Origin of the sequence: Dietzia sp. DQ11-71 (genome assembly GCF_014144995.1) — a bacterium.
Taxonomy (GTDB): Bacteria; Actinomycetota; Actinomycetes; order Mycobacteriales; family Mycobacteriaceae; genus Dietzia; species Dietzia kunjamensis.
This window is the reverse complement of the sequence record NZ_JAALDT010000128.1, coordinates 1-24,578: the sequence shown is the minus strand read 5'-3', so window position 1 is coordinate 24,578 and position 24,578 is coordinate 1. Positions and strand designations below refer to the sequence as shown.

Genomic DNA, 24,578 nt, shown 5'->3' with positions numbered 1-24,578 from the left:
GTGACCATGGATTCGTCCATGCTGGCCGAGCCGTCGATAATCTTGCCGTCGGCGGGCACAGAAGCACCGGGGCGGACAATCACGACGTCGCCGACCGCCAGATCGGCCGGTGCGACGGTGACCACGTCGTCGCCGTCGACCTTCTCGGCCTCATCGGGTAGCAGTGCCGCCAGGGAGTCGAGTGCAGAGGTGGTTTGCGCCAGGGAGCGCATCTCGATCCAGTGGCCCAGCAGCATGATGACTACCAGCAGCGCCAGTTCCCACCAGAAGTTCAGCTCATGATCCAACAAGCTCAGGCTTGCGCCCCAGGAGGCGATGAACGCCACGGTGATCGCCAAGCCGATGAGCAGCATCATGCCGGGTTGACGAGCGCGGACCTCGGAGAGAGCGCCGGTCAGGAACGGCCGGCCGCCCCAGAGGTAGATCACTGTGCCCAGGATGGGGGAGACCCACCACACCCATCCGGCGTCGGGCAGCTGGTAACCGATGAGGTCGGCGAACATCTCGTTGAAGCCGACCACCGGCACCGCCAAGACGAGCATGATCCAGAACAAACGTCGGAACTGCCCGACATGGTCTCCGTGCCCGGCATGACCGCCATGGTCTTCATGGCCAGCGTGATGCTGCCCCGCATGGGCGTGGCCCGTCGTCTCCTGGGGCCCGTCCGGGTGATGGTGCTCAGCTACCGCCGTGTCTCGCTCGTTGAGGTGCCCGGCCGCGGCTCCGCCGGATCCGTGACTGTGGGCGTGGTCATGATGATCGTGCGACTGATTCATTTGGTCCCTTCCGTCTTGTCCATTGCCACCTGGTTGGCGTGATCTTCGAGCGGCATGCGTCCGGCAGCTTCGATATGCAGGAGTTTCGAGGGAGTGAAACAGCAAGAACATGATTCCCTGACAGCGGTGAGCCCTAGCGCATGATGTGTTCTAGGGGTCATGGACATCTCTTCCCGTGGGGCCAAGTAGCAGTTGCTCCGGGCCACGAGCCGATACCGCCGCAGGGTATCGAATCGTGCTGACATCTGTGCTCGGCCGACCACGTTCGTGACACCGCCCATCCCAGGATCGCCGTTCCCGTCGGTGATGACGCACGTCCTGGCGTTCTGGGGTCCGGCCGACAGTCAGGATCGTGGGTGAGCCAGCGGATTGTGGTGGAGATTGTGTGAAGGTTTGCTCAAGATGTTCGTCAGGGGAGTGGTTCGGGCTGGCGCCACGATGATGGCGGCTCCCTTCTAGGGCGCTCGGAACGATGGAAGCACCCTCCGCCGCTGCTGGTCTTTCGGGCGCCCAAGGGCGTGGGCCAGGGTGAGCTGCCTTTGGCCCGACTCCGTAGCCACATTGCTCGAACCCGAAGGCTTTTTCGGTGACGACCTGCGGTGATGGCCTGGGACGATTGGAACAACCGGGTTGCCAGCCCGGGATAGGGCCCGCGAGTTCGTCGAGCTAACCGGCGGCGTCGACCGGATCCTGAATTCGATCAGATGTCATGTTCTCTCCTGGTTTCTGCCGTGCGAGTTCATTGGCTTTCCCACCCGCAAACTATACCCCAACGGGGTATGTTGGTGAGGCGTGTTCACCGAATTTCGGGGCTCGGCTACATCCGCGAAGCATCCTGCTCGCGACCTTGCCGGGGCCTCCCATGCACCTACCCGCCCCCGCTTAGCGGGAGAAGCGAGCGATGGCGTCGGCCACTTCCTTGAATTTGATCTCTGCGGCCTCGTCGGACTCGTTCACTGCGTCGGCGACGCAGTGGCGCATGTGGTCGTCGAGCAGGCCGAGGGCGACGTTGCGCAGTGCGGAATTGATGGCGCTGACCTGGGTGAGGATGTCGATGCAGTACTGCTCCTCATCGATCATGCGGTGGATGCCCCGCACCTGGCCCTCGATCCGCTTGAGCCGGGCCTTGTAGCGGTCCTTTTCCTTCATGTAGCCGTGGTGACTGTGGGTCTCGCAGCCAGCGGCTTCGGCATCGTGCTCGGCTGCAGGGTCGATGGCGAGGTCCGGGGTATCCGTCATGACTGGCTCCTGGTCTGGTCGTGGTTGGGGGTCGCGTGGCTTGAGGTGAACCCGCGCAGGCGTAGGGAGTTGGTCACCACGAACACACTCGAGAACGCCATTGCGACGCCTGCGAGCATGGGATTGAGCAGTCCGATCGCAGCGACGGGGATCAGTGCGACGTTGTAGGCGAACGCCCAGAATAGGTTGCCCTTGATGGTGCCCAGGGTCCGGCGTGACAGCCTGATCGCGTCCACGGCGGATCGCAGGTCGTCGTTCATCAGAGTGATGTCGGAGGCTTCGATCGCCACGTCCGTGCCGGCGCCCATCGCCAGTCCGAGCTCGGCCCGGGCGAGAGCTGCCGCGTCGTTGACGCCGTCGCCGACCATGGCGACGTTCTTGCCCTTGGCCTGCAGTTTCTCGATCTGGGCGACCTTGTCGTGGGGCATGACCTCGGCGATCACGTTGGCCGGATCAATGCCGACCTCGCTGGCCACGACACGTGCGGCTCCGGCGTTGTCGCCGGTGAGTAGCCACGGGGTCAATCCGAGAGCTTTGAGTCCGGCTACCGCCTCGGCGGAGGTGGGCTTGACGGTGTCGCGGACGGTGATCACGCCCGCGACGGTGCCGTCGATCTGGGCGACCACAGGGGTGCCGCCCTGCTTCTGGGCATCGTCGAACGCGGTCCGCAGGTCCGCCGGCAGGGAGCCCTCAGGGCGACCAATGGTCACCACGGCACCGTCGACGGTGCCCGTGACGCCACGGCCTGCAGTATTGGTGAACCCGGTGACCTCCGGCAGAATGGCGGATCCGGCCTCCCTGTCGGCCACGGGGCCCTCGCCCGCCAGACTCGTTGCGCCCTCGCGGGCGATGGCCCGGGCGATCGGGTGCTCGGACGCGGCCTCCACCGCAGCGGCCTTGACCAGCAGATCCGTCCGGTCGAATCCGGCGGCAGTGGTGACCTGGCTGACGGACATCACTCCGGAGGTGACGGTGCCGGTCTTGTCCATGACGATGGTGTCGACGCGCCGGGTGGACTCTAGGACCTCGGGCCCCTTGATGAGCAGTCCCATCTGGGCGCCGCGGCCGGTACCGACCAGGAGTGCGGTGGGAGTGGCCAGGCCCAGTGCGCACGGGCAGGCGATGATGAGCACGGCCACGGCGGCGGTGAACGCGGTGGCCAGTCCCGCTCCCACCACAAACAAGTGCACGAGCAGGGTGATGATCGCGATGACGATCACGATGGGCACGAAGACCTGCGAGATGCGGTCGACCAGTCGTTGGACCGGGGCCTTCTTGGACTGCGCCTCGGTGACCAGCTTGGCCATCTGGGACAGTGTGGTGTTCTCGCCGGTGCGGGTGACCTCGATCAGCAGTCTTCCCGAGGTGTTCATGGTTGCGCCGGTCACCGTGGAGCCGGACGTGACCTCAACCGGGACGGATTCGCCGGTGAGCATGGACTCGTCGATCGCGGACGAACCCTCGGTGACGCGACCGTCGGTGGCGATCTTTTCGCCCGGGCGCACCACGACGATGTCGCCGACCTTCAACTGACCCACGGGGATGCGGACCTCGACGCCGTCGCGGAGGACGGCGGCGTCCTTGGCTCCCATGTCGAGGAGCGCCTTGAGTGCGGCGGAGGACTGCCCCTTGGCCTTGGTTTCAAACCAGCGGCCCAGCAGCAGGAAGGAGATCACCACGGCGGCGGTCTCCAGATAGATCTCGTCCATCGTGGAGTTTGTGGGCAGCAGATGCACTTCCATGGTCATGCCGGGCATGCCGGCGTTGCCGAGGAACAGTGCCCACAGTGACCAGAGGTAGGCGGCCGCCGTGCCCATGGAGACCAGGGTGTCCATGGTGAACGAGCCGTGCCGCAGGTTGGCGAGGGTGGCCTTGTGGAAGGGTGCGCCTCCCCAGAAGAAGATGGGGGTGACCATGGTCAGCACGGCCCACTGCCAATTGGTGAACTGCAGTGCCGGGATCATGCTCAGCAAGACCACCGGGACCGTGAGTGCAGCCGAGACAATCAGACGGTGTTTGAGGTCTGCGGTCTCACGTTCCCTGGCCTCCTCGATCTGGTCTCGGGGACCGGCGCCGCCACCTGCGGAAGTTGCGTCCACAGCCTGGTCGTCGTCATTCTTCATCGTGAACGCGTCGTATCCCGCACCGCGCACGGTCTCGATGAGCGCGTCCGTGTCGACCTTGCTCGGGTCGAAGGAGATGGACGCGGACTCGGTGGCGAAGTTGACCGTGGCGTCCACCCCGTCGAGCTTGTTGAGCTTGCGCTCGACCCGCCCCGAGCACGAAGTGCAGGTCATGCCCGTGACGCCCAGATCTATGTCGATCAGATCCACCGCGGGGTGCATCTGGGAGGGTTGAGTCTGGGTCGTCGAGGATCAATCCTTCACGGTGAACGGGTGGTGTGCTCGGGGCCAGGGATCTCGCCAGCTGCTGGGGCTGGCGAGATCGCTTCGCGTCAAGAGGTGACGGTGTAGCCGGCTTCCTTGACGGCGGCGACGACCTGCTCGTCGGTGAAGCCCTCGCCGGAGACCGACACCGTTCCGGTCTTGCTCGAGGCCTCCACCATGGAGACGCCCGCGATTTCGCCGACTTCCTCCTTGACCGAGGACTCGCAGTGTCCGCAGGTCATGCCCTGGACGGTGTACTCCTTGGTGCTGGTAGCCATGACGGCTCCTTCCGTTGACGGGTGTAGTTCGTTGAGACATCCGATGGCTCGGATCAATCCGAACACCAATGAACCTATACCCCGTATGGGTATTGGTCAAGGGTGATGTTCGCTTGTGTCCGCGGCTCACTTCGCCTGCACCTGATCGCCCGGACGCCGTATGGATTGACCAGTAGGCGGGCGCAAGAGCCGTGGCGGCAAGGTCTTTGGAAGCGCGGAGACGAGCTCACCGTGCTGGCGGTGCAGCGCGAACCAGGCCCTTGCCGCCGCAGTCGAGCAGTTCGTCATAGAGACGGGCGACGCGTACTAACGCAGGCCAACACCCGGCCATGTCTGTATCCGCAACCAATTGTTCGGAACCCTGGCCGAGGGCCTCTTAGGCTAGGTCGGCATTTCCAGCACGCCAGGTTTCCCACGGGATGTTCCAGTCGCCCAGCCCGTCGGTCCCGGGAAGCGTCGGTCCGACGGTATTGATGACCTTGACCACGTCGCCCCGGTTGCTGCTGTTCTGGAACGACTTGGCGTAGGCGTCGGTGACATTGATACAGCCGTTACTGACGTTGGTGAAGCCCTGTTGTTCAACGGACCATGGGGCGGCATGGACGTAGATCCCGCTGTAGGACATCTGGGTGGCCCAGTTGACTGAAAGCCGGTAGCCGTCGGCCGAGTCGACCGGCACACCAAACGTCGATGAATCCATGATGAGCGATTCGTATCGGTCGCCGATGTAGTAGGTGCCGTTCGGGGTGGGTGTCGATGCCTTTCCTAGTGAGACCGGGCTACTGCTGACGACCTCGCCATTGATTCGGGTCGTCATTGTCTTGGTGTTGTCGTCGATCGTGGTGATGACCTCGTCGCCGATCGTGAAGTTGCTGTTTGCGTCCTGGGCTCCGTAAAGGCCTTCGCCCATATCGGTGCCGTAGATGTTGACGTCGACGTCGACCTCGGTGCCCGGTGCCCAGAATTCGGCGGGGCGCCAGCGAACCTCCGAGGGCGACACCCAGTAGAAGGCTCCTTCGACGGCGGGGGTCGTGGTGACCTCGATGGCGTCCTGGACGGCCTTACGGTCGCCGACGGCGGACTCGAAACGCACCGCGACCGGCTGCGCGATACCTACCGTGTGGCCCTGACCGGTCACCAGGCTCGCGCTGGTGGTCGAGTTCGGGACCACGGTGCTGAACGAGGACGAGTCTGTAATCGTCTCACCGTCGTCGTTAGTAGCGCTCGCCTCGATCGAGTAATCCCGGTTGTAGCCCAGAGTCTCGGTGGTGCGCCACTGGGAGCGTTCCGCGTTGAACTCGCCTTCGACCTCGCGGCCTTCTTCGTTTGTGACCGTGACATCGTCGAACGCACCGTCTGTCACATCCAAGACGATCGGTTCCCGCGGCGTCGCGGCCACTGTCCCATCTTCGAACGAGGTGTGAATGACGGCCGCAGCGGCGGGGGCTTCTTTCGGTGCAGCGGCCGTCGAGGTGTCCTCGGTATCTCCGATCGTGCACGCGCTCAGCCCTACTGCGGCCACCAAGGCCACCGCGACCGAGGCAAGCCGTTTCGCCGGTGTGCGCTCTGGTGCGGCTCCGCCTGCGAGCATCGCTTCTTTCCTCACCACTTCTCCCTGGAGTTCGTATGCGTTCTGACCGGTAGTTTCCATTCCGTCTTCGGTCGGCCTTGGTTTGCGCCGCCGACGACGTTTCAGGGAATCGTTAATGTATGAAATGACCGTCCATCAGCAGCGTAGGCAGTGTCCTGGTCCGCGGCGATGATGGCTTCGACATCACCGACAACTGGTCCCTGCTGCCACTCATCGTCGTTGACGTTCTTGCGCCAGGCGGTGCCGTCGGTATCGATCCCCCAGAGGGTGCCGTCTTCGGCTGCAGATATCAGCAGGAGTTCGGGAGCAGCTGGTACTGATGCGAATGTGCGCCCGATGTCGGTGCTGAGTTGTAGGCCTCCTGCGGTTGTGGCCCAGATGCCCTCGTCGGTAATCGCCAATGCTCTCGCGGCTATCTCGATGCCGTCGGTCCAACTGACGCCCGAGTCGGTGGACGTTCGAATTCCGTTGGCGGTGTCGAATCCGACAAGGGTGTTTCCGTCAGTGGTCAGGGCGTGAAAGTCGACTTCGCCGGAGAGGGATTTCGTCGCCCACGACTGGCCGCCGTCGACACTCTCGATGAGTCCGAGAGGATTGGGGGCGGAGCTTGACGGGCCAGGATGGCCCGAGGCGTAGAGGTTATCCGTCCCGGGCGCGCCTGTGAGCCCCATGAAGTCGTCGTCGGCGTCGCCGACGCGGGTGGTCGCGCCATCGGGGTTGAGGACGAAAAGCCCCGTATGCGTGCCGGCCAGCACCCTGCCCTCAGCATCGAGGTGGAGTCCGTGCACATGGTCAAGCGCGGGTGTTAATGCGGTGCCGACCGTCGATGAGGCGTCCCCGGATTCGGGTGCTGGCGTCTGCTGCGGGCTCGAACACGCGGTCGCGATGAGAGCCGATGCAAGGATGGCTATTGAGGCCCAGGCCCGCTTTCGGTGCGAAAGCATGAATGCGTATCTCGTTTCTGGCAGGGACAAGAAAATGTGTTGATTCCCAGACGGTCTCCGGCGGGGTCGGACTGCCATCGACCCCGCCGGGTATACAAGGCTTCGTTTTCTACATGGGGTCAAGCAACTGCCGCATGGTGTCGATTTCCTGCTGCTGGGTGTCGATGATGGTTTGCGCCAGATCGACAGCCGGCGGGTACGTGCCGTTCTCCACCTGGTCTTCGGCCATGGCCACGGCACCTTCGTGGTGGGCGATCATCTGGTTAAGGAACAACTCGGCAGCCTCAGGGCCGGGAGCGTCGGACAACTGCTGCAATTCCTCATCGGAGAGCATGCCCTCCATCTGCGCCATGTCATGGTCACCGCCCATGTCCATGTCCATGTCCATGCCTTCGGGCTGCGTCGGCTCGCCCCACTGCTCAAGCCAGTCGGTCAGCTGCGCGATCTCGGGCCCCTGGGCCGCCTTGATCTCCTCGGCCAGCGAGGTGACGTCGGCGGGGACATCACCCTTGGACAAGATGATGTCGCTCATCTCGATGGCTTGCTCATGGTGGGGGATCATCATCTGGGCGAACATCACGTCAGCCTCGGAATGCTGAGCTGATTCCTCTGCCTGCTCGGTGGTCGAACTCCCGCTGGTCGCAGTGGTCTCGACGGCGGTCGTGGTCTCGCTGGCCGTGTCGGTCTCGTCGCTGGTGCAGGCGGACAGCCCCAGCAGGACCGCGGCGGCAGCGGCGGTCATCACAAGCTTCTTTCGATTCATCTGGGTTCCCTTTCTTCTGCGGACTTTCGGGCCCGCGAGTGGATCACCTTGCCGGTCAGGCGAGGTAAGACAGAGTGGTCATCATCCCGGCCTCTTGGTGATAGGCGTTGTGGCAGTGCAACGCCCACTGGCCAGGATTATCGGTGTCGAACTCGATCTCAATAGTGCGCATCGGCCGAATCGTGACGGTATCCTTGCGAAGCCCGCTGTCCGCGAGCGCGAACGTATGTCCGTGCAGGTGCATCGGATGGAACATGTCGGACATGTTCCGCATCCGCATCCGCACCCGCTCCCCACTGTTGACCTCCAGCGGCACCGAATCCGGGTGGACTTGGCTGTTGAGGGTCCACCGGTACGGCGACATCGTCCCGCCCAGGTCAACACTGTGGTACCGATCATGACTTTGGCTAGACAGACGTACTGCCTCGCTGGGGGATAAGTCGGTACCCAATAGCGGACGCCGGTCCACTTCGACTGGTCGGGAATTCGTCGGGAGATCGCCCGCTGCTGTACGTACAAGGGCCTGCGCGTGGCCATCCTTGCCTTCGGGCTGAGCGAACAACGGGAACACGCCGTCGCCGAGCGTGACCACAACATCGAACCGTTCACCCATACCGATCAGAAGAGAATCGGTGTCCTCGGGAAGCACGGGAAAGCCGTCAGTGTGAGTGACGGTCATCCGGTGCCCGCCAAGCGCGACCCGGAACGCGGTGTCGGCGCCGGCATTGACGAACCGGATGCGCACGCGTTGGCCCCGCGACGCTCTCCAAACGTAGGGGTCGACAGGGAGTCGACCATTGATCAGAAAGTGCGGGTAGGTGACATCCCCGGCGCTGCCGAGGATGGGGGACATCATTGACCCCTCACCCCCGTGCATGTCCATCATGTCGTGGTCCATCCCCTGCATCCCGGCATCTGCGGTGTCGGCACCGATGCCCAGATCACGGGCGACATCGTCGGGAGTCCGACCGGTCCCGTCGACCCAGTCGTCAAGGACCACGAGCCATTCATGGTCGTAGTCGCCGGGCTCGCCCGGATCATCGATGATCACCACTCCGTACAAGCCCCGATCGAGTTGCAGACCCGAATGTGAGTGGTAGAAGTACGTGCCCGGGTCTGGGGCGGTGAAGTCGTAGGTGAACGTGGTGCCTGGTGCGATCGGGTCCTGCGTCAACCCGGGAACCCCGTCCATGTCGTTGCTCATGGCGATCCCGTGCCAGTGCACGCTGGTCTCCTGGGGCAGCTGGTTGTCCACGGTGATCTGCAGCCGCTCTCCAGCTTGGGCCCGCACCAGTGGGCCTGGCAATTGTTGGTCGTATCCCCACGTTGAGACGACTCGGCCACCCAGATCAACGTCGACCGGACGGGGGGTCAACTGCGCAGATACCACCGTTTGGCCGGGGGAGCGTCGCTCCTGCTCAAGCCGCCTCACGAGATCTGACGAGGCTCCCACGGGACTGCCCGTGGCTGCTCCGGAACCAGAACATGCAGTCAGAGCGCCGGCGCCGGCGAGAAGCGATCCGGCCAAGAAAGACCGGCGGGAGACCAGCACGCGCGGCGCACGTCTTAGCGCACCTGCCCGCCCCGTGGCGTCAGCGTTCATCATGATCGGCGTTTCGCGAAGTCGCGGTCCCTACGTGAGATCCGAAAGAGATACCGGAAGAGACGACCCCAGTAGCAGGAGAGTGAGACCCGCGTAGGTGCCGATGCCCTCCGAAAAGACTGGTCGTCAAGGCCAGAACCATCGCCCAGAAACCGAGTACGAACGCGATCAACAGGACGATGTCGATCCAGTTCATACCGTAAAACCACCCCATCAGACTCAACTCCTTGCCTGTATTAGAAACTCGATTCTGCGGGGCGAAATGCGAGATCTGGGTCATCGTTTCGTCAAGATCCGATCAAGGTTCTTTTCGGACAGACAGACTCGACTCGAGTTAGGAGAGACCATCGGAGCACTGTCAGATCGGCAAAGTGGTGTCTGAGACGGCGAAGTCGCGGAGCCAGTACACGAACTGCGTCCATATGCCGCTGAGCAGCAAGATTCCGACGACAATGAGCATGATGCCGCCGACGATCTGAATCGTTCGCGTGTGTCGTTGCAGCCAGCCCACCGTGCGGATGGCTCTCGTCGAACCGAAGGCCACCACGATAAAAGGCAGTCCGAGCCCCAGGCAGTACGCCACGATGAGCAGTACTCCGCGTGCGGCGTCGAGTCCGGTTCCGGCGGCCACCGACAACGCCGCTGCCAGCGTCGGTCCGAGACACGGCGTCCATCCCAGGGCGAAGACGGCGCCAAGTAGCGGCGCGCCCGCCCAGGTGGAAAGCGCTTTCGGCTGCATTCGAGTGTCCCTCTGGAGGGCGGGTATGGCCCCGATGAACACCAGACCCATCAAGATGGTCACCACACCGCCGAGCCGCTGCAGCAATTCTTGCTGGGGGGCGAGGTATTGCACGGTGCCCAGCACCATCGCCGACAGCAGCACGAAGACCACCGTGAATCCAGCAACGAATAGCACCGCGGCGAGGACGACTCGTCGTCGCGATGACACCCGCTGACGCTGCTGTTCAAGAGTGAGCGTGCTGGCTTCGGCGCGGCGTTGCTCGGCGGCCTGCACGGTCACCGCCGGGCGCTCTGCACCCACGATGCTGGCCATATATGCCAGATACCCGGGCACGAGCGGGACTACGCACGGCGAGGCGAACGAGACGAGTCCCGCAAGGACACATGCTCCCAACGCGAGAAGTAGAGGCCCGGAAGCAGCTGTTTGTTGGAACGTCTGGCCAATGGATTGCGCGATCAGCACCGTGTTCATGCAGCGTCGCTTTCAGCAGGCTCGGCCAGCAGTCTCTCGATGACCGGCTCCAACTGGGTGTCGGTGACCTCTGCTAGATATACCGCAGCGACTCGGTGCTGTTTGTCGAGAATCAGTGTCGCTGGCACCACCGAGGTGGGGAAACCATGTAGCGCTGCCACCGCGGCCTGCGATGGGTCCCAAATTGAGGGATAGGTGACCCCGTTGTCCTTGATGAAGTCGACAGGCTTTTGCCGATTCGGGTCGCGCAAGTTGACGCCGAGATTGGTGAACCCTTGCGCCTGGTACTTGTCCTGTAGTCGCTGCAGGTCGTCGGTTTCCGTCCGGCAGGGAGCACACCACTGACCCCACAGGTTGATCAGCACCACCTCGCCAGGAAAGTCTGCGACCGCCACAGTGGCCTCCGGATCTACTACTTCCGGGCCAGACATCGGCGCGATCTTCTGGCGGTCCGCCGGCGGATCATAGAAGATCTCAATCTGGCCGCCCGGGCTGACAAAATCGAACGTCTCACCTGAAGCGACGGCATCAGTGCCGCTAGCGCAGCCAGTAAGTACAAGCGAACTCACCACCACTGCGGCCAGTTGGCATCTTGCCCGTCTGCCCCAGCTACCGGGCTGCGCACCCTTGCCGAACACATCCGTCGTCATCACAGCATCAGCACCACTCTTGCCTGCACAGTCACACCGGACGATTGTGCCGCCCCTACCCCATTGGTTCGGTCGGGGTTCGATGAAGGTCTGATCAAGATTCCCAAGAGAAGCTGTGGGCACCGCGAGACCGATGCATAGTGTGCAGCTGACACGAGAACCGGATTCCGAGTGCAAAAAAGGAGACCCCCCATGGCGCATGGGCATGGTGGACACGGGCAGGTGCAGGCTCGTGGGTGGGGCATGGCTATCTCGGCTTGGCTGACGGGAATCTACTTCGTCATCGAGTTGGCGATCGGGCTGTGGACCGGCTCGGTTGCGGTGATCTCGGACGCTTTTCACACCTTCTCGGCGGTCGGTGGTGTCCTAGTCGCCATCTTCGCTGCTCGACTCGCCCGCCGCCCCGCAGACGAAAATCGCAGCTTTGGCTGGTACCGCGCCGAGATCGTAGGCGCGCTGGTCAATGGCGGTTTCCTGCTAATCATGGCGATGGTGGTGATCGTGATGGCTGCCATGCGCATGAATGCTCCGGTTGACCTGCCCACGACGCCCATGCTGTGGGCAGCCGCGGGAGGCTTGCTTACCGAAATCGTTGCCCTGAGCCTGATCTGGAAACAAAGCCGCAGCGACATGAACGTTCGTGGCGCGTTGTGGCACATCATCCAGACCTTCGTCGGCAGCCTGCTCATCATCGTCACCGCACTAGTGATCAAGTTCACCGGGTTCTTGCTGATCGATCCGCTGCTCGGTTTGGCGTTCGGCTTCGTGCTTGTATGGGCAAGCTGGAGCATCCTGCGCGACGCCACCCATCTGCTCATGGAGGGCACACCCGACGAGGTCTACCTGTCTGACGTGACTGAAGACCTGGCAGCGATAGATGGGGTGGAAGACGTCCATCATGCCCATGCTTGGGCACTAACCAGTGGACGTTTCGTGTTCTCCGGCCACCTGCGCACCTCCGCAAGCGCCGATCCGCAGATCGTTCTCCAATCCGCCTCCAACTTGCTTCAGGATCGGTACGGCTTCTTCTTTTCTACTGTGCAGGTGGAGACCGACTGTCCCGATGAGTCTGCGGCAGCAGCGATCGACATCACACGTGCGGCGGGTACGAGGAGGGGGCAGGAGTAAGGACCTTGATCCTGCTTGCGTTGATCGCGGTTTAGTCACCCGGGACGATTGCGGGGTGGCTCCGGCCGGCCCGCGTTCGAACCAAAAATCACGTCGGGGTAACGGTCGGGCGATGCCGTAGATGAATAACAAATGGCGTATGAACTGCTGATTTCTGGATTCTCAGGAAACTCTCCGTGACAGGACGATATGCAACTGTTACCTTTTCGGGAGTCTCCAGTGGTCGTCGGTATGAAGCTGCGACCATCGCTTAAGTTGAAGGAATCAATCATGTCGAGCTCCTCCAAGAGCGTTCCGTTCGCCGATCTCATGGACTCGCTTGGTGTGGGCCACCGCATCTCTGCTGGTGGGCGTCATCGCGCCAACCGATCCAGGGGAGTGGGCCGGATCGCCGCCACCACGCTGGCTGGCGCCGCAATCGCCGGTGGCGCGGCGCTTAGTGTCGCCCCTGTGGCCGCTGCCCAATCGTCTGATCCCGAGCACGTCGGACAGATGGTCGAAGAGGCTGCCGCCCGCTATGGCATCGGAGCTGACGCGGTCCGCCAGTATGCAAGTCAGGCCCCCGGGCTGAGCCAGGCGCTCGGATTCGATACTGCTCAGTCGTCGTCTTCGGCGTTTTCGGTCGCCAGCCAAGCTCACAGGCCGACTGATGGAACGATCACCTCTGGCTTCGGCTCGCGGTGGGGCGCTAACCACAATGGCACCGACATCGCTGCGCCGATCGGCACACCCTTGTATGCAGCCAAGTCCGGCACGGTCGTGGCCTCCGGCCCCGCTTCCGGTTATGGGTTATGGATTCGCATCAAGACCGATGACGGCTATCTCTTGGAGTATGGCCACAACAATGCCAACTACGTCACCGAAGGCCAGCAGGTCACCGCCGGCCAGGTGATCGGTGAAGTCGGTAACCGTGGCTACTCGACTGGTCCGCATGTGCACTTCGGCGTACAGAATCCCGCCGGCCAGTGGATCGACTCGGTGTCATGGTTGGCCGCGAACGGCGTCGTCATCTGAGGACGTAGACAACGACCTGCTGCTCGACACTTCCGATCCAGGCCCGGATGCCACAATTCGGCACGCAACACGCTGATCTCGCCGGATCGGAACCATCCCTGCCGACAGTGGCGGGAGGCGGGCACGATTAATGATCGCCGGAGCTGGTGCCGACAGGAGGGCCCCGATGCCGACCGTCTTGCCATCACGCCTATCGTGAACGGCGTGCAGAGGGTCTTTCGCGTGATGACGCCGGGGTGGTTGATTTCCTTCATCGCCGTCGCACTGTTCGTCTATACGTGCTTCACACTGTTGGCGCCATGGCAGTTAGGCAAGAACGAGGATTTGAAGACGCGCAATTCCCAACTTCTTCACAGCGTCGAAGCCGATCCAGTGCCGTTGACGGAATTGACGGCGCGGGACGCGCCGTTGGACGAATCCGAGTGGCATCGGGTCACAGTAACCGGTCGCTATCTGCCCGAAGACGAAGTGCTCTTGCGGCAGCAAGCTGTCGACGGGGAACAGGTTTACCAAGTTCTCACCGCATTTCGGACCGAGGGCGGCGATGATCTGCTTATTAATCGTGGATGGGTTCGCGTTGGCGAGAACAACACGGTGCCGACCTACCCGGCCGCGGTAGCCGATCCAGTGACCATCACCGCCAGGCTCAGAATGCCCACCGACACCCCGGCCGAACCGATAGTTCTGCACGATCGTCACATGGTGCGCTCCATTGAAACCTCGACGATCGGTCGGGTTCTGGATCTCGATCTTGCTGGCTATCATCTCCAGCTCCCCGGAGGTCAACCAGGATCACTCGAGCCAACTCCGATACCGGAAGTCGAGGCGGGTTCGTACCTGTCCTATGGGCTTCAATGGCTTGCATTCGGAGTTCTAGCGCCAATTGGGCTTGGCTACTTTCTGTGGAGTGAAATCCGGGAGCGGCGCCGCCAACGTAGCCAGGGCAACGACGAGCAAGGCAGCCTAGGCGACGGTGCTGTGGGACCTGGTGACAGGGATATCGATCCTGATGTCGTATCCGGTCATATTGCTGAGGTGGATGCGGCCACGGAGGCAGTGGCCCATGACCGCCTCGTAACGATGACCGTTCGTGATCGCTACGGCACCAGATTTGAGGCTGAACGCCGACGGCGTCTACGTCCGAGAAATAGGCTCGATTACTGAGTCCAATCCTCGAGCTGGCTCTCGCCCTTACCTCGCGGGAGCTCATCAATTTCTCGCCCTCGGCGCCCTGCCCGACATGCTCACGTTGAGCGCCTGCAGCCGGCCCGGCCGACGACGGGTCCGCTCCCGATATCGGCGCGCACTCATGGCCGGGGATCTCAGCCCCGCCGACGGCGGCTAGCAATCCACCCCACCAGCATCGCGAATACTGCGGTGACCGTGATGATGAGTTCAGGAATTGAACGTAATCGGGTGGCAAGTGTGAACTCGGTATTGAGCGGGACCTGTGCGACGAGGGCATCGGCAGTGAACATTTCGGTCTGCTCGAGGACATCGCCATTCGCCGCGATAATCGCGCTGACACCGCTGGTGGCTGCTACCACCACCGTGCGGTTGTGTTCGACAGCGCGCAGCCGCGACATCGCCAGCTGCTGATAGGTCATGTCGGTATCGCCGAAGGTTGCATTGTTCGTTGGTACCGCGATCAACTGCGCCCCCGACCGAACCGACTCGGATACCAGATTATCGAACGCGACCTCATAACAGGTGGCCACAGCGAGCAGTGTCTCATCGATGGTCACCACACCATCGCCGTTACCGGGCACGAAGTTGCCCGCCTGCGCGGCATAAGGCGAAAGCTTGCTCACGATCGATCGCATTGGCAGATATTCACCAAATGGAACCAGGCGTCTTTTGTCGTGCGCATCGCCAGGTCCTGTTCCTTGCTCCCACACCAGCGCTGTATTTCGGGTGGTACCGGAGCCAGTGGACACCACCGCCCCCACAAGGATCGGAGCGCCGATCGTCTCTGTGGCCGCATCAATCCGCTCTGCAGCGTCGGCATTGCGAAACGGGTCGATGTCTGATGCGTTCTCCGGCCAGATTACCAGATCTGGTGCGGGCTTCACTCCCGCGGCGACCTCGGCGGCGAGAGCGTCGGTACGAGCCACATGATTGTCCAGTACAGCGCGCCGTTGCGCGTTGAAATCCAGACCGAGTCGGGGCACGTTGCCCTGGACTAGGGCAACCGTTTTAGAGGGGGTGGTGATCGCTGCGGTAGGGACGGGCATCGAGCCGAGTGCAGAGGCGGTCACAAGCACCGACCCGAGCAGCGACACCGAGCGCCAGGCGGAGCGCCGAGCAAGTCCGACGACCACTGCAGCCGTCGCGCTGCCCCCCAGTGCAACGGACAGGCTCACCCCTGGCGCCCCAGCGATCTGAGCGATCGCCAGTAATGGTCCATCAGTCTGACCGAACGCCAGCCGGCCCCAGGGAAACCCGCCGAAGGGCAGACGTGCTCGAACGGCTTCGGTGGCCACCCAGCAGCACGCGATCCACAGTGCAGCCCCGGGCAGCCGCGCCACCAGTGCGGTGGCCCAAGCGAAGACAGCGACTGCCACGGCCTGTAGCGCCGCTAATGCTAGCCAGGGGACAGCGCCGACATAAACCCCCACCCAGGGCAGTAAAGGTACGAAGAACCCGAGACCAGCCAGGTATCCCAATCCGAATGCGCCGCGCACGCTGATCCCTCGGATCGACAGGACCAAAATGGCAAGACCGGCCGGGGCGAGAAACCACAAGGATAGAGGCGGGAAACTGGTGTACAGCAGTATTCCTGCGCCCAATGACGACACCATTCGACCAAGCGCACGGCCGACGGGGTGACTATTTAGCCACCGCCGAGAAGGCGTTGACCACGGTTGATTTCGGGTAACCCCGCCCATCCTGAGGCCGACTGCTGGCAGCACCACCGATTGCGGCCCACGGTTCTTCTGTCGTGTTGTCATGTCACGCTCGCGAGGTGCGCTCTCGTCTTCCGCAGAGGTCGCGGGGGGAGCGAATCGAACCCGTTCACGGCCTCGCTGAGTCCACGCGCGCGGCCCCGGAGCGGGGCCCGGCACATGCCTCCGACCGGGACGCACAGAGCGGATCGGAAGCATATCTGCCGGGTCACCCGGCGAGCTGGCCGATCTGGAACTCGGCGAGCCGCGATTGTGGCTGGGACGCTCCACTGTGCTGGTCGGTGAAACTCTCTGTCCCGTCTGTGCCGCACAGCTGCTCGATCCGGTCCGGCCCGCCCGGGTGTTGGTCGACCCACGCGGTGAGGTCGTAGACGATGTTCTCGATCACGGTCCAACACGAGTCGGTCGAATCGTTCTGCTGGACCTCGGCCATCGTGACCTGTTTTTCGGCTCTCTCGCCCGTCTGGAGCTGCTCTGCCTGCTCTGGCGCGCCCGTGTCGTTCCCGGCGCAGCCCACAGCTAGGAGCAGGGCGGCGGTGGAGCCGGAGGCGGTGAGTGTCCTGCGCAGTCTCATTCGATCTCCTCGTATAGTGATCTACCGAAAGTCCAGGCGGCCAGCCACGTACACAGGACCGTGAGCACCAGTGCTACGCCGATGTGAAATGCCAAGGTCGAACTGCCCCCTAAGCTCGCTTGGGCGAACGTGGCCCCGAACAGGACGAGGGCGACGACTGCAGCCCAGCGACCTCGCCGTGTAGCCCACGCGCGCCACCCTAGAACCAGAGCCAGCACGCCGGTGAGGACATGAAGGGCGATGGCGGCCGAGCTGTGGACGTCCAGACTGGTGCCGTCCTGGACCAGCACCCCTGCCGAAGTGAAGAGGAGTCCGAGGGCGCTGACTGTCACTAACGCCACCGCTCGTGCGAGCAACAACAATCGTCCGGAAATCTGTAAATCTTGTGATCGCGACACTTTCCCTTTCTCGAGCTGCTCGTCCACTTCTTCGTGGTGGGAGGCGGCCGGCGACCCGCCCCACTTGTCCCCCAATGCCGCACGCACTGTCACATCCGGAGATTGTGCTGTGCTGACCTCTTGATTCGGTCGGGGTTTGATGAAGGTCTGATCAAGATCCCGGACGTGACGGTCGCTGACGCGCTGCTGATTTGGTGCGCGGCCAGTTGGGGTGAACCTGGGTGAAGCCTGTCAGGACGTCCAGCTTCCGAAGGCCTTCCCATGTCGCCCACGTAGTCCCTGACACTCGCAACAGGCAGCTTGATGAACGCTGCCAGAGGTTGTGGTCAGAGGGAGACTCTAGGCACGATGCACGCTGGTGGGGGCCGCTCCCGGTCGTTCTTCGACACGGGTGACGAGGCCCCCACTTCTTGCGACGGCGGACTCTGCTCGTCTAAGTTCGAGCAGAAGTCACATCACGAAACCATCACGACATAGCGGCAGGGGAGACACGGCGGCAGTGGAGCGAAGACGTGCACACCGCAAGGAACACCCTTCAACTGTCGACATCTGGGCGAGTTCTGGTCGCCCTCGAGGTGGCGGTACGCATCGCCAACCCTCCGCCCGGCCCGAGTTACGCGATCAGGTCGTCGTCGTCACGGTCGCCGCCGGGGCCATCGTGTCCTCGATAAGTTTTCTAGTGGACCAGCACACAGAGGCTGGTGGTGAGCACATTCACCTAATCGCGCACGAGGAGTCGATCAGTCCTGCTGGCCAGTCTGGAGACATAGCCCTTCCCCCGGCTGAACTGCCTGGGCCCGTTGCGGTGCAAGGCGACCTCCCGCTGGAGAGCGCTGCCGCCATGGTGTCGTCATTGGCGGCAGGCACCGAAATCGACGCTCGCCGGCAAGTTGCCGAGGAGACCGCGCGCCGTCCAACAGCAGCGATGCCGACAGTCGGGACCCTCACGTCTGAGTTCGGCCAACGCTGGGGCTCGCTCCACGGCGGCATCGATATCGCAAACGCGATCGGAACCCCGATCGTGGCGGCCACTGACGGGACCGTCATCGATGCCGGCCCGGCGCAAGGGTTCGGCAATTGGGTCCGACTGCTATCGGATGAGGGCACGATGACCGTTTATGGACACATGGAAGAGGTTCTCGTGTCCACGGGCCAGCGTATACAGGCTGGACAGACGATTGCCCTCATGGGAAGTCGTGGCTTTTCCACCGGGTCGCACTTGCACTTCGAGGTGTGGTTGAACGAGGGACGGGAGCGCGCCGACCCCATCGAGTGGCTCCGGCAAAACGGTATCGCGACCAACTGAGTCAGCCCTTGGAGTGAGCCGGGGTCTGCGGTAAGGAGATCGTGAATCGGGCGCCGCGGCCGAGCCCGTCGCTGTGAACGCGGATATGGCCTTCGTGGGCTTCGACGAGTGCACGGGTGATGGTGAGTCCGATGCCGCTTCCTCCGTGTGCCCGGTCGCGTGCGGTGTCGACGCGGTAGAAGCGGTCAAAAATGTGGTCGAGGTGCTGCGCTGCGATGCCTTCTCCAGTGTCGGCGATAGTGATCTCCACGTTCCCGTTGTGTAGGCGACTGGTGACGGTGACCATCCCACCTGAGTCGGTGTGGCGGAGCGCGTTGTGCAAAAGGTTGGTCAGGACCTGGTTGATTCGATCACTGTCGACAGTGATCGGTATTGCCTGATCAATACGTGCTTGGAGCAGCACATTTTTGTGCGAGTACTCGGGGCGCAGGGCGTCGATCGCGGCCGCGATGATGCTGCGAGTGTCGGTACCGATGGGGATGAGACGCGTGAGGTGTTCTTCGGCTCGGGACACTGCGCTGACGTCGTGAGCGAGCCGGCCTAGCCGACCAGTCGCGGTTCGCAGAATGCGCAGCGTGTCGTCGTCGAGTGCACGGACGCCGTCTTCGATCGCCTCAAGGTGGGATTCGAGCGTGGCCAGGGGAGTCCGCAACTCGTGTGCGAGATCTGAGAGCATCCGTCGGCGTGTGGTTTCGGTGGCATCTAGTCGTCGTGCCAGTTCGTTGAAGCTGGCGACAAGATCGTCGAATTCACGACCTATTCTCGGCTCGTGCACTCGTGAGTCGTATTGTCCACCGGAGATCTGCTGGACTGATCGGGTGACCGGGGTGATCGATCGTTGAACGCGGCGGGCGATGTAGCCGCTGACAGCCAGCGACAAGATCACCGATACCGCCAGTGCGATCGACCAAGACAGCATCATTGACGAGTTGAATGCCTCCTCCATATGGGCTGCTTCGGAGGAGTTCTGTGACAGTCCGGCCATCTCCAGATGCTCGTGGAAGATCCCGGGGGCAAGTATTGCGGCGACGACCCAGGCACTGACTGCGAAACCGATCATCACAAAAGCGAGCGCCGCCAGTAGCCGGGTACCGAAGGTGGCAGTGGTGAACCACCGCTTGAGGCGCGTCACGTTGTCACCCAGGTCGATCCGGCTCACTGACCATCTCCGGTGCGGTAGCCGACACCGCGGACGGTGCGGATGTATGCGCCCCGGGACGCAGTGTCTCCGAGCTTGCGTCTGAGGTGCGCGATGTGGACATCAACCAGGTGCGTGTCGCCGACCCAGTCAGGCCCCCAGATGGCACTGATCAACTGCGTCCGGGACAGCACCAAGCCGGGGTCTCGCGTCAGTGCCGCCAAGAGGTCGAACTCGGTCCTGGTCAACTGAACCGGGGTGGTGTCGACGGTGACCTCGCGGCCTTCGACGTCGATCGCCAGTGCCCCAATCCTTCGCAGCTCTCTGTGTTCGGAGGCCGCGGACGGGGAGCGTAAGGCTGTAGACGATCGAGGACGGCGCAGCATGACTTGGATGCGGGCCATGAGCTCTCGTGGGCTGAACGGTTTGGTCATGTAGTCGTCGGCTCCCACGGACAGTCCGATGAGGGTGTCGACCTCCTCGGTGCGGGCGGTGAGCATGACGACATACGCATCGGAAAAGGTGCGCAACTGGCGGCACACTTCGACGCCGTCCAGTCGCGGAAGGCCGAGGTCTAGCACGACGACGTCGGGATCAATCTGCCGGATCAGGTCGACTGCATCCTGCCCGTCGTGAACGATCGTGATGTCGAAGCCCTCGCGGGTCAGATAGGTACCGATGAGATCGGCGAGCTCACGCTCATCTTCGATGACCATCGCCCGCAGCCCTGTGGTCGCGCGCGTGGTCGGTGACTCACCTTCAGGTCCGGCGTCTCGAGAATCGGATGTGAACATAAGGCCTCAATCATCGTCGTAGGTCTGCCACTGGCGCCTATCGCGTGCTTGATCTTGATCAGACCTTCATCAAACCCCCACCGAATCAATGGGGTCGGCGAAGGACAATCTCCAGATGTGACTATGCGTGCTACAGCGGTGCTGATGATGCTATGAAGCCGGTGACGCCCCACCGAAGCTGCCCCTCGTTCCGGTTCGTCGCACCGGGAACGGCAGAGGGGACTCATATCAGTGCCTAGGATGGCTCCGGTCACCGCGTTCCTGCGCAACTCATGGCGCACTCTCACCGCGATGCGCACGGCATTGATTCTGCTATTTCTGCTGGCAGTGGCGGCGATACCGGGGGCACTCCTGCCGCAGCGCAGCCTCAACCAAGGAAACGTCAATCAGTACATCGCGGACAACGGCTGGCTGGGGGAGTTGTTCGACAAGCTCCAGCTGTTCGACGTGTTCTCCAGCTGGTGGTTCACAGCCGTGTACGTGTTGCTGTTTATATCGCTGGTGGGCTGCCTGACACCGCGGTCGATTGATCTGGTCAAACAACTCAAGGCCCCGCCGCCGCTTGCCCCGCGTAACCTTGCACGCCTGCCGCATCATGCGGCGTACCGGACCACGGCCACGCCGGAGCAGGCCGCGGACCAGGTCCAAAAGAGCCTCAAGGGCTGGCGGGTCCGTCGCAACAACGGGGACGGTCGCGTGTCGGGCAGCATCGAGTTGTCCGCGGAGCGCGGGTATGCGCGCGAGGTGGGCAACATCGTATTCCACTTCGGCTTGCTGTTCCTGCTGATCGCGTTCGCGGCCGGCAAGTTCGTGTACGCGGAGGGCATGCGGGTGATCATCGCCAACGAGGAATCGCCGGCCTTCTGCAACACCACGCCTAGTGCGTACGACTCGTTCCGGGCAGGTCTGCTGGTAGACGGCACTGACTTGGCGCCGTTCTGTATCAAGGTCGAAGACTTCCGTACCGACTATCTACCCAATGGCCAGGCGGAGATGTTCACCTCCAACATTCGCTTCAGCGAGGAAGTCACCACCACCGATCCAGACACATGGGAGCCCTACACATTGCAGGTCAACCACCCGCTGCGCATCGGCGGCACCCGTGTCTACCTCCAAGGTCACGGCTTCGCGCCCACGTTCACGGTCACGTTCCCCAACGGCGAGACCCGTACAGACACAGTGCAGTGGCAACCGACGGACCTGTTGACTTTTCTCTCCTCCGGCATCATGCGCTTTGATCCGCCAGCCGGCATGTACCCGGACATCGACGACCGCCTTGAGCAGCAGATCGCCATCCAGGGGCTGTTCGCCCCGACCGCCTCGTTCGACGGCAACATACTCAGCTCCCGTTTCCCGCGGATGGACGACCCGGCGGTGGCGATCGACGTCTACCAGGGCAACGCCGGCCTGGACAATGGCGGCGCACAGTCGATCTTCTCGCTGGACCCCGACCTAATGGAGTCGGGCGCGTTGGAGCGTAGGGCCCGCGTCAACCTCATGCCCGGCGAATCCACGACCCTGCCCGATGGCACCGAGGTTCGCTTCGACGGAGCCGACGAGTTCATCAACATCCAGGTCTCGGAGGACCCTACTCAAATCTGGGTTGGCGTGTTCGCTGCCGTCATGGTGGGTGGACTCGTCCTGTCATTGATGGTCCGTCGCCGAAGGATCTGGGCACGGATCATTGTCGACGAGGCCCAGGCGACCCGCGTCGACCTGGGCGGCCTCGCCAAGACGGACAGATCGGGCTGGGGCCGGGAATTCGACGACCTCCGGGACCGGCTGGCCACCATTGCTACTGCTACACCCGTCTTGCCCCCTAGCGACACTGCATCTAGTCGAGGCGACGACCCCGACGCTTCGTGGAAGGACAACATCCGGTGAACACTGTAATTCTCGCGCAGGGACTGCCTGTCAACGAGACGCTCTCCACCTACAGCGACCTGGCGTATAGGTCCGCGTTCGGTCTATACGTGCTGGCGCTTGTCGCATCGTTGATCTACTACGCCGGATTCCGGGTAGCCAACGTGACTAAATCAAGCCGGAACCTAGTGGGTGCCGGTGGGCCCGGGCTTACAGAATCAACCTCTCTCACCGACACCGGAGACGAGGACCGTGAGTCCGCAGGCAGTGTCCGCTGGGCACGGATCGCACAGCTATTCATCATCATCGCCTTCCTCTTCCAAGCGGCTGCGCTGATCCTGCGCGGGGTGGCCACAGGTCGCTTCCCGTGGGGCAACATGTACGAGTTCATTCTGGCCACCACGCTGCTGGGCGTGGGCGCCGGGCTGATTTTCCTGCGCAAGCCGGCCCTACAGGTGGCCTGGCCATTCGTACTGGTACCGGTTCTTATCCTGCTGTTTTTCGGCGGCACCAACCTGTATTCCGAAGCCGCTCCCGTCGTGCCGGCACTGCAGTCGTACTGGCTGCCCATCCACGTCTCGATCATTTCGCTGGGATCGGCCATACTGCTGATATCCGGCGTCGCCTCGATCATGTACCTGATCCGGGTGTGGCAACCGCAGGGTCAGGAAACGGGCTGGAGCTCTGGGCTTTCCCGCCCACTACCGCATGCCGACACTCTCGACCGACTGGCCTATCGCACCGCTGTGATCGCATTCCCGATCTACAGCGTGGGCATCCTGCTGGGCGCTGTCTGGGCCGAGGGCGCGTGGGGTCGCTTCTGGGGCTGGGACCCCAAAGAGACTGCCTCCTTCGTCTCTTGGGTCCTTTACGCCGGCTATCTGCACGCCCGTGCCACCAGTGGCTGGGGCCCCAAGAAGGCCGCTTGGATCAACCTCGCCGGGTTTGCGGTGCTCATCTTCAATCTGTTCTTTATCAACATCGTGGTCTCCGGTCTGCACTCCTATGCTGGCCTGAACTGAACGGTTGAGGAGCACTTCGCAGCCTCGATATCTGCTTTAGAAAGCGCAGCATCCAACTCCGCGAAATGAAAGAAACGGGGCCGGCTATCGCCCCGGTCCGACTCGGGCAGGAGACGCTTTTTGGCACCGTGCGAGGCGAGCCGGGTAACCACACTGGGCTAGGTGGAACCGTTCGCGGCACCTCGGGGAAGCCGGTGGCTCCCTGAGTCCGACTACGAAGAGATCGGCAGAACGAAACTGTGAGCTCCCGCAATGAATCCGAACTGACCGGCCGCCGTGTCCGCCCGGCCACCTGGGCGATCCTGGCGTGGATGATCATCATGATCGCCGCCATCCTGGGGGCGTGGAAGGGGTCGGAAGCCCGGTTCGGTGTGCTGTCGGAGATCACCGTGGCCACCGACCGCAGCACCGTCAAGGCTCTGCCCTTCACCGCGACCGACCTGGACGGCAACTCCTTCACCAACCCGGTGCCCGAATTCGTGGTGCGCAGCGAGCACACACTGACCGTCCGATTGTCCACCGAGCTGCGCGAGTCGACGATGAACGTCTACGAGGTGCGTCAGGGCGGTACCAACGAGTACATCGTCGAGGCTGGCGGTGCCGGCGAGCTACTCATTCCGGTGAGCACCCCGGAGCATGGCCCCATCGAGGGCCTAGCCATCCGGTCGGTCCCGATCTTCTATGACAAAGCCGGTGAGCCGTCGATCCTCAACGGCGAATGGTCCGTGTCCTTCGTCTACGAGGACTGAGCGCCCCAGTGGCGGCAGCGGTATCGGCCTGACCATCACTCGCGCACTCGTCGAAGCCCACGGCGGGAACATTCGAGCGCACAGTGACGGGCCCGGCCGAGATGCAAGTTTCACTGTCGAGTTTCCGAGCTCTGGCCGCTCTCCCACTAACCGAGCCGGCATTTCCGGCGCGCAAGTGGCCGGGGCTGTTTGGGACGCCTTTCTGAAAGCGCGGTTCTGATGATCGGGTAGCGGTCGGACGG

The 24,578-nt window shown here is 62.8% G+C and carries 22 protein-coding genes and 1 pseudogene; 8 read left to right on the top strand and 15 right to left on the bottom strand.

Features of this window, described 5'->3' with window-relative positions; translation table 11 throughout:
• The 10 genes from G6023_RS05475 to G6023_RS05430 all read right to left on the bottom strand — a co-directional run.
• The coding region (locus G6023_RS05475; protein WP_472986423.1) for a P-type ATPase actuator domain-containing protein at nucleotides 1-776 on the bottom strand (776 nt) is incomplete at its 3' end.
• 882 nt (nucleotides 777-1,658) lie between these two features.
• Nucleotides 1,659-2,015 (bottom strand): metal-sensitive transcriptional regulator, encoded by a 357-nt coding sequence (locus G6023_RS05470; protein ID WP_017838595.1) that lies wholly within the window; start codon nucleotides 2,013-2,015, stop codon nucleotides 1,659-1,661.
• A complete protein-coding gene (locus G6023_RS05465; RefSeq protein ID WP_182634338.1) occupies nucleotides 2,012-4,360 on the bottom strand; it encodes a heavy metal translocating P-type ATPase in 2,349 nt (782 codons plus the stop codon). The genes G6023_RS05470 and G6023_RS05465 overlap by 4 nt, the downstream gene beginning before the upstream one ends.
• A 110-nt stretch (nucleotides 4,361-4,470) precedes the next feature.
• Entirely contained in the window at nucleotides 4,471-4,680 is a 210-nt protein-coding gene (locus G6023_RS05460; protein WP_007625927.1) for a heavy-metal-associated domain-containing protein, read from the bottom strand.
• Between the two features lie 376 nt (nucleotides 4,681-5,056).
• Nucleotides 5,057-6,331: a L,D-transpeptidase gene (locus G6023_RS05455; protein ID WP_182634336.1), complete on the bottom strand. Its 1,275-nt coding sequence runs from the start codon at nucleotides 6,329-6,331 to the stop codon at nucleotides 5,057-5,059.
• Nucleotides 6,332-6,372: 41 nt separating this feature from the next.
• Entirely contained in the window at nucleotides 6,373-7,215 is an 843-nt protein-coding gene (locus G6023_RS05450) for a F510_1955 family glycosylhydrolase (protein WP_240341484.1), read from the bottom strand.
• A gap of 109 nt (nucleotides 7,216-7,324) precedes the next feature.
• Nucleotides 7,325-7,978 carry a DUF305 domain-containing protein gene (locus tag G6023_RS05445; RefSeq protein WP_182634334.1) on the bottom strand — a complete coding sequence of 218 codons (654 nt, stop codon included), beginning with the start codon at nucleotides 7,976-7,978 and terminating at the stop codon, nucleotides 7,325-7,327.
• A gap of 55 nt (nucleotides 7,979-8,033) precedes the next feature.
• Nucleotides 8,034-9,581, bottom strand: a complete 1,548-nt coding sequence (locus tag G6023_RS05440; protein ID WP_067718077.1) for a multicopper oxidase family protein — start codon at nucleotides 9,579-9,581, stop codon at nucleotides 8,034-8,036.
• Nucleotides 9,582-9,939: 358 nt separating this feature from the next.
• The gene (locus tag G6023_RS05435) at nucleotides 9,940-10,794 is read right to left on the bottom strand and encodes a cytochrome c biogenesis CcdA family protein (protein ID WP_043568439.1); all 855 of its coding nucleotides are present in this window, start codon (nucleotides 10,792-10,794) and stop codon (nucleotides 9,940-9,942) included.
• Nucleotides 10,791-11,444 carry a TlpA disulfide reductase family protein gene (locus G6023_RS05430; protein ID WP_081615263.1) on the bottom strand — a complete coding sequence of 218 codons (654 nt, stop codon included), beginning with the start codon at nucleotides 11,442-11,444 and terminating at the stop codon, nucleotides 10,791-10,793. The genes G6023_RS05435 and G6023_RS05430 overlap by 4 nt, the downstream gene beginning before the upstream one ends.
• Nucleotides 11,445-11,636: 192 nt before the next feature.
• On the opposite strand from G6023_RS05430, the gene G6023_RS05425 reads away from it, so the two are divergent.
• The 3 genes from G6023_RS05425 (at nucleotide 11,637) to G6023_RS05415 (ending at nucleotide 14,750) form a co-directional block, all read left to right on the top strand.
• Nucleotides 11,637-12,572, top strand: coding sequence for a cation diffusion facilitator family transporter (locus tag G6023_RS05425; RefSeq protein WP_095719382.1), 936 nt, complete (start codon nucleotides 11,637-11,639; stop codon nucleotides 12,570-12,572).
• 270 nt (nucleotides 12,573-12,842) lie between these two features.
• Nucleotides 12,843-13,586, top strand: a complete 744-nt coding sequence (locus tag G6023_RS05420) for a M23 family metallopeptidase (RefSeq protein WP_081615259.1) — start codon at nucleotides 12,843-12,845, stop codon at nucleotides 13,584-13,586.
• A gap of 195 nt (nucleotides 13,587-13,781) precedes the next feature.
• Nucleotides 13,782-14,750 (top strand): SURF1 family cytochrome oxidase biogenesis protein, encoded by a 969-nt coding sequence (locus G6023_RS05415; protein WP_227022437.1) that lies wholly within the window; start codon nucleotides 13,782-13,784, stop codon nucleotides 14,748-14,750.
• 158 nt (nucleotides 14,751-14,908) lie between these two features.
• Here the strand turns inward: G6023_RS05415 and lnt are convergent, their stop codons facing one another.
• The 3 genes from lnt to G6023_RS05400 all read right to left on the bottom strand — a co-directional run bounded on the left by lnt (nucleotide 14,909) and on the right by G6023_RS05400 (nucleotide 17,557).
• A complete protein-coding gene (gene lnt, locus G6023_RS05410) occupies nucleotides 14,909-16,387 on the bottom strand; it encodes an apolipoprotein N-acyltransferase (protein WP_241727699.1) in 1,479 nt (492 codons plus the stop codon).
• A 313-nt stretch (nucleotides 16,388-16,700) separates the two neighbouring features.
• Nucleotides 16,701-17,066, bottom strand: a complete 366-nt coding sequence (locus G6023_RS05405) for a cytochrome b5 domain-containing protein (RefSeq protein WP_017836387.1) — start codon at nucleotides 17,064-17,066, stop codon at nucleotides 16,701-16,703.
• Nucleotides 17,063-17,557, bottom strand: coding sequence for a COX15/CtaA family protein (locus tag G6023_RS05400; protein ID WP_223210127.1), 495 nt, complete (start codon nucleotides 17,555-17,557; stop codon nucleotides 17,063-17,065). The genes G6023_RS05405 and G6023_RS05400 overlap by 4 nt, the downstream gene beginning before the upstream one ends.
• 586 nt (nucleotides 17,558-18,143) lie before the next feature.
• On the opposite strand from G6023_RS05400, the gene G6023_RS16270 reads away from it, so the two are divergent.
• A complete protein-coding gene (locus tag G6023_RS16270; protein WP_067712787.1) occupies nucleotides 18,144-18,770 on the top strand; it encodes a M23 family metallopeptidase in 627 nt (208 codons plus the stop codon).
• A 1-nt stretch (nucleotide 18,771) separates the two neighbouring features.
• On the opposite strand, the gene G6023_RS05390 is transcribed toward G6023_RS16270, so the two are convergent.
• Both G6023_RS05390 and G6023_RS05385 read right to left on the bottom strand, forming a co-directional pair.
• Complete coding sequence (locus G6023_RS05390; protein WP_017836390.1) at nucleotides 18,772-19,929, bottom strand: sensor histidine kinase; 1,158 nt, start codon at nucleotides 19,927-19,929, stop codon at nucleotides 18,772-18,774.
• Nucleotides 19,926-20,624 (bottom strand): response regulator, encoded by a 699-nt coding sequence (locus G6023_RS05385; protein WP_120286497.1) that lies wholly within the window; start codon nucleotides 20,622-20,624, stop codon nucleotides 19,926-19,928. The genes G6023_RS05390 and G6023_RS05385 overlap by 4 nt, the downstream gene beginning before the upstream one ends.
• A 318-nt stretch (nucleotides 20,625-20,942) precedes the next feature.
• Here G6023_RS05385 and resB point away from each other — a divergent pair, with 318 nt between their 5' ends.
• The 4 genes and pseudogenes from resB to G6023_RS05365 form a co-directional block, all read left to right on the top strand.
• Nucleotides 20,943-22,586, top strand: a complete 1,644-nt coding sequence (resB, locus tag G6023_RS05380) for a cytochrome c biogenesis protein ResB (RefSeq protein WP_182634332.1) — start codon at nucleotides 20,943-20,945, stop codon at nucleotides 22,584-22,586.
• The gene (ccsB, locus tag G6023_RS05375) at nucleotides 22,583-23,587 is read left to right on the top strand and encodes a c-type cytochrome biogenesis protein CcsB (RefSeq protein ID WP_182634330.1); all 1,005 of its coding nucleotides are present in this window, start codon (nucleotides 22,583-22,585) and stop codon (nucleotides 23,585-23,587) included. Before resB ends, ccsB begins: the two co-directional genes overlap by 4 nt.
• 239 nt (nucleotides 23,588-23,826) lie before the next feature.
• On the top strand, nucleotides 23,827-24,336 hold the full coding sequence (locus G6023_RS05370; RefSeq protein ID WP_007626376.1) for a DUF2771 family protein: 510 nt from the start codon (nucleotides 23,827-23,829) through the stop codon (nucleotides 24,334-24,336).
• Nucleotides 24,335-24,556 (top strand): annotated as a pseudogene (locus tag G6023_RS05365) (ATP-binding protein); the annotation flags it as partial. The gene G6023_RS05370 and the pseudogene G6023_RS05365, both read left to right, overlap by 2 nt.
• Nucleotides 24,557-24,578: the final 22 nt, after the last annotated feature.